A 7,476-nucleotide genomic window follows, 5' to 3' on the forward strand; every position below is an offset into this window, starting at 1 on the left:
GGCCGGCACCGCCGTCGTGGTCGTGGTCGTGTGCGCGGTGACGGGCGGGGGCCGGGCGTCAGCCCTTGGTGCCGCCCGCCGTGAGTCCGGCGACGAGGTTGCGCTGGACCAGGAGGAACACCAGGCCCGCCGGAACGGTGATGATCACCGCGCAGGCGGTGAGGTAGCCCCACTCCGCCTTGTGCTGGCCGATGAAGCTCTGCAGGCCGACGGAGAGGGTGAGCATGGAGTCGCTGGACAGGAAGGCGCGGGCGAAGGCGACCTCGCCCCACGCGGTGAGGAAGGAGTAGAAGGCCGTCACGGCGAGGCCGGGCTTGGCCAGCGGCAGGATCAGCCGGTAGAAGGTGCCGAACGGCGTGAGTCCGTCGACGCGTCCGGCCTCGTCGATCTCGTGCGGGATGGTGTCGAAGTAGCCCTTCATCATCCACGCGCAGAACGGCACGGACACCGAGCAGTACGTGAGGATCAGCCCCAGGTACGAGTCGAGCAGGCCCATTCCGCCGAGGATGTTGTAGAGGGCGACGATCAGCACCGCCACCGGGAACATCTGCGTGACGAGCAGGACCCACATCAGCGACTTGTGGCCGGGGAACCGCATCCGCGAGATGGCGTAGCCGGTGGAGGCGGCGACGAACACGCCGATCAGCGTCGTTCCGGCGGCGACGAGCACCGAGTTGCCGAACCAGCGCAGGAACTCGGTCTCCGTCAGCACATACGTGTAGTTGGTGATCTCCAGGCCGCCGTCGACGCTGGTCGGTCTGGTCCAGCCGTTCCGGCCGCGCAGCGAGATGAACACCATGTAGGCGATGGGGAAGACCGCGACGACGCTGGCCGCGATCAGCGCCGCGTGGAGTCCTGCCGAGGCGAGCGGGGAGCGCTCCTCGCGGCCGCGCACCTTGCGGCGCGGCGCGCCGTGGCGGCCCGCGCCGCGGGTTCCGGTGGTGCCGTGCGCGTCTGCTGCCGCGGTCTTCTTCCCCGGTGCGTTCCGGGGTTCGGTCGCCGTGCTCATCGGGCGGCCTCCTGACGGGTGAGCAGCCGCCGGTAGAAGACGGCGAAGACGAGGAGCATGGAGAGGATGATGATTCCGTAGGTGGCGGCGCCCGCGTAGTCGCGTACGGAGCCGAATGCCAGCCGGTAGGCGTAGGTCACGAGGATCTCGCTGTGCAGGGCGTTGGCCTCACCGAGCATCAGGTAGATGATCGGGAACATGTTGAAGGTCCAGATGGTGCCGAGCAGGATCACGGTGCCGCTGACCGGGCGCAGTCCCGGCAGGGTGACGTGGCGGAACCGCTGCCAGGGGCTCGCGCCGTCCATCTCGGCCGCCTCGTACTGCTCACTGGAGATGGACTGCAGGCCGCCGAGTACGGCGACCATCATGAACGGGACGCCGAGCCAGACGTTGACGCCGATGACGGCGACCTTCTGCATGAGGGTGTCGCCGAGCCAGTCGACGGGGCCGAGGCCCAGCGTGCCGAGGACGGCGTTGAAGACACCGGACTCGGAGTTGTACATCATGCGCCAGATGTACGTGGCGACGAAGGCGGGCACCGCCCACGGCAGGATGAGCAGCACCCGGTACAGGGAGCGGCCCCTGACCTTGCGGTTGAGCAGCAGGGCCAGGCCCAGGCCGATGGTGTAGTGGAAGAACACGCAGGACGCGGTCCACACGACGGTCCACCACAGCTTGGGGTAGAACTCGCCGTCGGCGCCGGACAGGACCCGCCAGTAGTTGTCGAGGCCGACGAACTGGTAGGTGGCGGGGATCTCGGTCGCGCCGAGCTGCTTGGCGACGTTGAGTTCGTTGGCGTCGGTGAACGACAGGTAGATGCCCCGGCCCAGCGGATAGGCGATGAGCACACCGATGACCAGGACCACCGGCAGCACCATGGCCCAGGCGTACCAGTGCCGGTCGTAGGAGCGCTTCGTACGGGTGAGCAGCCCTGCCCGGGCAGGCCGCTGGGCCGTGGCGGGTTCTGCGGTGGCTGTCTTCATGGAAGTTCTTTTCCCTCAAGTCCCTCAATGCGTACGGGTCCGGCCCGGCCCGGCCCCCTTGTCAGGAGGGGAGCCGGGCCGGGCCGGAGCGGCTCACTCGACCGAGTACTCCTTGAGGGAGTTGACGTTGGTCTTCCACTTCTCGGCGGTGGTGTCGAGGCCCTTCTCGACGGTGGTGTTGCCCTTGAGGATCTCGACGTACTGCTTGGTCCACTCGGCGAACATGTCGCTGACGCCGGAGACGGCGGGACGCGCGGTGGAGTCGGCGAGCACGTTCTTGAACGCGGCGCGGATCGGGTCGGCGACGACCTTGACGGTGTACGCGTCGTCACGGGTCGGCAGGACACCGGTCTCGGTGGCGGCGAACTCCTGCGACTCGGCGGAGGTCATGAAGGCCACGAACTTCTGGGCGGCTTCCTTGTGGGCGGCGTCGGCGCCGTTGTAGACGGCCAGGTTGTGGCCGCCGGTGGGCGTGCCGGCCTTGCCCGCGCTGCCGCCCGGGACCGGGGCGACACCGAGGTTGTCCTTGTTCTTGAACGCCTTGCCGGTCAGGTCGTCGGCCGTGGACCACGGGCCGTTGACGACCATGGCGACCTTGCCGTCCTTGAAGGCGGCCTGCATGTTGTTGTAGCCGTCGGTGTAGTCCGGCTTGACCGCGACACCGCTCTTGATCATGTCGACGACGGTCTGGACGGCCTTCTGGCCGGCGGCGTCGTTGACGGTGATCTTCTTGTTGTCGGTGTCGACCATCATGCCGCCCTCGCCGTACAGGAACGGCAGGGCGAAGTAGCTGTCCGGGTTGAGGTAGATACCGTCGACGCCGGTCTTGTCCTTGATGGTCTTGGCGGCCGTGGACAGCTCGGCCCAGGTCTTCGGCGGCTGGACGCCGGCCTTCGCGAAGACCTCCTTGTTGTAGAGGAGCGCGAGCGCGTCGGTGACCTGCGGCACGCCGTACAGCTTGCCGTTCACCTTGGCGCCCTCGACCAGGCCCTGGTTGAAGGAGCCGATCTCCTTGGCGGCGGGGGTGCCGTCGAGCGGGGCCAGGTACTGGAGCTCGGCGAGGCCGGCGGTCCAGCCGACGTCGGCGCGCAGCACCTCGGGGGCGTTGCCGGCCTGGGCGGCCGTCTTGTACTTCTGCTCGGCCTCGGCGAACGGGACGTTCTGGTACTTGACCTTGATGTCCTTGTTGGCCGCTTCGAACTTCTCGATCAGCTTCTTGTAGGTCGGCGCCTCGTTCGTGGCATCCGAGGTGTCCCACCAGGTGATGGTGACCGGGCCCCCGGAGGCCTTGTCGCCACTGTCGCCGCCGCAGGCCGTCGCCGCGAGAGCCAGGCTCGCGACCAGCGCGGTGGCCGCTATGCCACGCCGCATGTGAACTCCTTCGAACGATCCCGGTTGATGCAGACCGCTCCTTCGCGGGGCGCCGGGTTGCCAGGAACGTAACAGGGATGAAAACGCGCCGAAAGACCTTGCGGCAAATTTCTGCAAGGCCCGGGGATCGTTACATCCGCGTGTCCCTACGGTTGCCGACACATCGCTTGACACACCGGCCCCAGCGCCCCCCGACCCGCTCCCGTGCGCCCCTCCGACGGGGCTTGCCTGACGATGGAAGGCTCTGCAAGCCTTTTCAGCACGTCTTGCAGAAGCGTCGCATTCCGGACCGAGAGGCACCGCGCACATGGCCCATGAGCTCACCTCACCCGTCCAGGCACCGGAGGACGTCCAGGCACCACGGGACCACCGCCGGGAGCGCGGCCGGCCCGCACGCCGCGCCTGGTGGCGGGACGCCGTGATCTACCAGGTGTACGTACGGTCCTTCGCGGACAGCGACGGCGACGGCATCGGGGACCTGCGCGGCGCCCGCGAGCGGCTGCCGCACCTGGCCCGGCTGGGCGCGGACGCGGTGTGGCTCACTCCTTTCTACGCCTCCCCGCAGGCCGACGGCGGCTACGACGTCGCGGACTACCGCGCCGTCGACCCGGTCTTCGGGGACCTCTCCGACGCCGACGCCCTGGTCCGCACCGCCCATGAGCTGGGCCTTCGCCTGATCGTCGACATCGTCCCGAACCACACGTCCGACCAGCACCCCTGGTTCCGGGAGGCGCTGGCCGGGCGCGGCCGTGAGCGGTATCACTTCCGCCCCGGCAAAGGCCGTGACGGTGAGCTGCCGCCCAACGACTGGGAGTCCGTGTTCGGCGGCCCGGCGTGGACCCGGGTCGCGGACGGCCAGTGGTACCTGCACCTCTTCGCCCCGGAGCAGCCCGACCTCAATTGGGAGAACGGCGAGGTGCGGGCCGAGTTCGAGTCCGTGATGCGGTTCTGGCTGGACCTCGGCGTGGACGGGTTCCGGATCGATGTGGCCCACGGCATGGTGAAGGCCGCCGGGCTGCCCGACATCGGCCACCGCGAGCAGGTACGGCTGATCGGCTCGCAGCAGCTCCCCTTCTTCGACCAGGACGGCGTCCACGAGATCCACCGGGGCTGGCGGCGGCTCCTCGACTCCTACGACGGTGACCGCATCGCGGTCGCCGAGGCGTGGGCACCGTCCGCGGAGCGGCTCGCCCTGTACGTACGGCCCGACGAGCTGCACCAGGCGTTCAACTTCCAGTACCTCCAGTGCCCGTGGGACGCGGCGGCCCTGCACCGGGTGATCGACGACTCGCTGCGGGCCACCGCGTCGGTGGGCGCCCCCACCACCTGGGTGCTGTCCAACCACGACGTGGTCCGCCACACCACCCGCTACGGCAGCCCGCGCCGGGCCAGGGCCGCGGCCCTGCTGATGCTGGCGCTGCCCGGCTCCGCGTACCTCTACCAGGGCGAGGAGCTGGGCCTCCCCGAGGTGGCGGAGCTGCCCGACGAGGTGCGCCAGGACCCGGCGTTCCACCGCGGCGACGGCCAGGACGGGCTCCGTGACGGCTGCCGGGTGCCGATGCCGTGGAGCGAGCAGGGCGCCTCGTACGGCTTCGGGCCCGGCGGGAGCTGGCTGCCGCAACCCCCGGGGTGGGGCGCCCTGTCGGTCGAGGCGCAGACCGGCGACCCGTCCTCGATGCTGGAGCTGTACCGCGCCGCGCTCGCCCTGCGCCGCACGCACCCGGCGCTCGGCGCGGGCGAGGGCGTCGAGTGGCTGCCCGTGCCGCCGGGGCTGCTGGCGTTCCGGCGGCGGGCGGAGGACGGCAGCGGGGTGGTGTGCGTGGTCAACACCACCGGCGCGACGGTCGACCTGCCGCGCCCGGGCGGTCCCGGCGGCCGCGTACTGTTCGCCAGCGTCACCGACTGCCTGGACTTCCCGACGCCCGCGCCCGGCGCGTACTCGGCGCCGGCACAGCCCCAGGCAGGCGCGACGCACGGAACCGTGCGTGTACCGGCCGACTCCTGCACGTGGTGGGCAATCTGACGTGCGCCCGGTACAGTCGCACCACATGACCGCGCGGCTAGCCGACATCGCAGCCCAGGCGGGGGTCAGCGAAGCCACAGTCAGCCGCGTGCTCAACGGCAAGCCCGGTGTGGCCGCGGCCACCCGCCAGTCCGTCCTTGCCGCACTGGACGTGCTCGGCTACGAACGCCCCGTACGGCTCCGTCAGCGCAGCGCCGGACTCGTCGGGCTCATCACGCCCGAGCTCGACAACCCCATCTTCCCCGCCCTCGCCCAGGTCATCGGCCAGGCCCTCACACGCCAGGGCTACACGCCCGTGCTGGCGACGCAGACCCCCGGCGGCTCCACCGAGGACGAGCTGACCGAGATGCTCGTCGAGCGCGGCGTCTCCGGGATCATCTTCGTGTCCGGTCTGCACGCCGACACCACGGCGGACACCCAGCGCTACGACCAGCTCCGCGGCAAGGGCGTCCCGTTCGTCCTCATCAACGGCTTCTCACCGCACATCCAGGCGCCGTTCGTCTCCCCCGACGACCGGGCCGCGATGAAGCTCGCCGTCACCCACCTCGCCTCGCTCGGGCACACCCGGATCGGTCTCGCGGTCGGCCCCAAGCGGTTCGTGCCGGTACTGCGCAAGATCGAGGGATTCCGCATCGGCCTGCGCGAGCGGCTCGGCCTCTCCCCCGAGGCGGCGGAGGAGCTGATCCAGCACTCCCTGTACACGCTCGAAGGCGGACAGGCAGCGGCGGCGTCGCTCATCGAGCGCGGCTGCACGGCCATCGTCTGCGCCAGCGACATGATGGCGCTCGGCGCCATCCGGGCCGCCCGCCAGAAGGGCCTGCACGTGCCGCGGGACGTGTCCGTCGTCGGCTTCGACGACTCCCCGCTCATAGCCTTCACGGACCCACCGCTGACCACCATCCGCCAGCCCGTGCAGGCGATGGGGCAGGCGGCCGTGCGGGCGCTCCTGGAGGAGATCGGCGGAACGCCCGCCCCGCACAGCGAGTTCGTCTTCATGCCCGAGCTGGTCGTTCGCGGTTCAACCGCGTCCGGGCCCCAGGGGCAGAGGTCATCCGAGAGGCGGACCGATGGCGATGAGAATCCGTTTGAAGGATGATCGAGCCGAAGGACCTTTCTGGCAGACTCGTCGCTCATGGATGACAGGACTTTGACCGCGTTGGAAGGCCGTTCGGCGGTACGCCAGGCCGCGTGGCGGCGGCTTCGCACCCCGCGGCATCCCCGTATCTGGTTCGAGGTCCTGCTCATCGCGGTCAGTTACGGCGTGTACTCGCTCATTCGCAACGCGGTACCGGAGCAGAAGGCGCAGGCGCTGCGGAACGCCGACTGGATCTGGCGTACGGAGCACAGCCTGGGCCTCGCCTTCGAGAAGGCCGTCAACCACGCGGCGGACTCGGTGAACTGGCTCATCGTGACGATGAACTACTACTACGCGACGCTGCACTTCGTCGTCACCATCGCGGTGCTCGTGTGGCTGTACCGGTGGCACCCGGGCCGTTACGCGGCGGGCCGCATGGTGCTGTTCCTCACGACGGCGGTCGCGCTGCTCGGCTACTACCTCTATCCGCTGGCGCCGCCGCGGCTGATGGAGAGCGAGAACTTCATCGACACGGTGCTGGTCCACCAGACGTGGGGCTCGATGGCCTCCGGTGACCTGAAGCACATGTCGAACCAGTACGCGGCGATGCCGTCCATGCACATCGGCTGGTCGCTCTGGTGCGGCCTGGCCGTCTTCGTGCTGGCCAGGGCGCCGTGGGCGAGGATCCTGGGGCTGCTGTACCCGGTGGCGACGCTGGTCGTCATCGTCGCGACCGCCAACCACTTCTGGATGGACGCCGTCGGCGGGATCCTGTGCCTCGGCTTCGGCGCCGGGCTCGTGTACGCGTGGTACGGGGCGCTGCCGCACCGGCTGCCGCGGTACGCGGCTGCGCGGAAGCCGGCCGCGGGCCCCGTGCCGGCGGCGGTTGCGTCCACGCCTGCGGCGGCCGCTGCTCCCGCGGCGGCTCCGGTCGCCGAGCCCTCGGGGACTTCGGCCGCAGCCGAGCCCGCCGGGGAGGCGCCGGCGTCGCCGGTCGGCGCCGGCCAGGCCCCGT

Annotated in this window: 6 protein-coding genes; 3 read left to right on the plus strand and 3 right to left on the minus strand. The window is 70.1% G+C overall.

The window, feature by feature from the left end; all coding sequences use genetic code 11:
* Positions 1 to 58: 58 nt before the first annotated feature.
* The 3 genes from HTZ82_RS16790 to HTZ82_RS16800 all read right to left on the minus strand — a co-directional run bounded on the left by HTZ82_RS16790 (position 59) and on the right by HTZ82_RS16800 (position 3,363).
* Entirely contained in the window at positions 59 to 1,009 is a 951-nt protein-coding gene (locus tag HTZ82_RS16790; protein ID WP_175410201.1) for a sugar ABC transporter permease, read from the minus strand.
* Positions 1,006 to 1,992 (minus strand): carbohydrate ABC transporter permease, encoded by a 987-nt coding sequence (locus HTZ82_RS16795; RefSeq protein WP_175410202.1) that lies wholly within the window; start codon positions 1,990 to 1,992, stop codon positions 1,006 to 1,008. Before HTZ82_RS16795 ends, HTZ82_RS16790 begins: the two co-directional genes overlap by 4 nt.
* A gap of 93 nt (positions 1,993 to 2,085) precedes the next feature.
* Positions 2,086 to 3,363: an extracellular solute-binding protein gene (locus HTZ82_RS16800; protein WP_175410203.1), complete on the minus strand. Its 1,278-nt coding sequence runs from the start codon at positions 3,361 to 3,363 to the stop codon at positions 2,086 to 2,088.
* A gap of 307 nt (positions 3,364 to 3,670) precedes the next feature.
* Here HTZ82_RS16800 and HTZ82_RS16805 point away from each other — a divergent pair, with 307 nt between their 5' ends.
* The 3 genes from HTZ82_RS16805 to HTZ82_RS16815 all read left to right on the plus strand — a co-directional run.
* Entirely contained in the window at positions 3,671 to 5,386 is a 1,716-nt protein-coding gene (locus tag HTZ82_RS16805) for a glycoside hydrolase family 13 protein (RefSeq protein ID WP_175410204.1), read from the plus strand.
* 25 nt (positions 5,387 to 5,411) lie between these two features.
* Positions 5,412 to 6,482 carry a LacI family DNA-binding transcriptional regulator gene (locus HTZ82_RS16810; RefSeq protein WP_175410205.1) on the plus strand — a complete coding sequence of 357 codons (1,071 nt, stop codon included), beginning with the start codon at positions 5,412 to 5,414 and terminating at the stop codon, positions 6,480 to 6,482.
* Positions 6,483 to 6,518: 36 nt separating this feature from the next.
* The coding region (locus HTZ82_RS16815) for a phosphatase PAP2 family protein (RefSeq protein WP_175410206.1) at positions 6,519 to 7,476 on the plus strand (958 nt) is incomplete at its 3' end.

Source organism: Streptomyces sp. TRM64462, assembly GCF_013362995.1.
Taxonomy (GTDB): Bacteria; Actinomycetota; Actinomycetes; order Streptomycetales; family Streptomycetaceae; genus Streptomyces.